The organism is Rhizobium sp. 01T437, from assembly GCF_056398505.1.
In genome coordinates, this window is record NZ_JBFTPM010000062.1 from 1 (window position 1) to 999 (window position 999).

Annotated in this window: 1 protein-coding gene; it reads left to right on the plus strand. The window is 63.4% G+C overall.

All coding sequences use genetic code 11. From position 1 onward, the window contains the following. Positions 1-999 (plus strand): calcium-binding protein (locus AC1DM5_RS36480; RefSeq protein ID WP_477976936.1); only part of this gene is annotated, 999 nt, incomplete at both ends.

Below are 999 nucleotides of genomic sequence, written 5' to 3' on the forward strand. Positions count from 1 at the left end.
AACGGCACCACTATCACCTTCAATGGCGGCGCCGGGACCGACACGGTCGATTATTCCGCCTCGGCTGCAGCCGTCAATGTCACGCTCGGCGCTGCCAACGTGACCACGACGGGTTCGGGCGGCGACGCCCAGGGCGCCAGCTACATCAATATCGAACAGGTCATCGGCTCGGCCTTCAACGACACGCTCGGTTCGACGGCAACGGTCGGCCACACACTCGCAGGCGGTGCCGGCAACGACATCTATGTGGTCGGAACCTCGAATATCGTCATCTCGGAAGCCGCCGGTGCCGGCGACGATGAGATCCGTACCACCGCCACCGCCTATTCCATGGCAAACTATGCCAATGTCGAACGCCTGACCTTCACCGGCACGGGCAATGCCAACCTCACCGGCAATGCCGGCAACAACGTCATTACCGGCGGTTCCGGCAACGACTTCCTGAGTGGCGGGGCCGGTGCCGACCAGCTGATCGGCGGGGCGGGCACCGATACCGCCTATTACGCCAGCCAGGTGACGATCAACCTGAAGACGGGCGTCCACACCGGCGAGGCGGCCGGCGACACTTTCAACAGCATCGAGGCCTTTTCGGGCTCGGCAGCCAATGACACGTTCGTCGGCAACGGCACGACAGTCACCTTCAACGGTGATGCCGGCACCGATACGGTCGACTATTCGGGCTCGGCTGCAGCCGTCAACGTCACGCTCGGCGCTGCCAACGTGACCACGACGGGTTCGGGCGGCGACGCCCAGGGCGCCAGCTACATCAATATCGAACAGGTCATCGGCTCGGCCTTCAACGACACGCTTGGTTCGACGGCAACGGTCGGCCACACACTCGCAGGCGGTGCCGGCAACGACATCTATGTGGTCGGAACTTCGAATATCGTCATCTCGGAAGCCGCCGGTGCCGGCGACGATGAGATCCGTACCACCGCCACCGCCTATTCCATGGCAAACTATACAAATGTCGAGCGCCTGACCTTCACCGGCACGGGC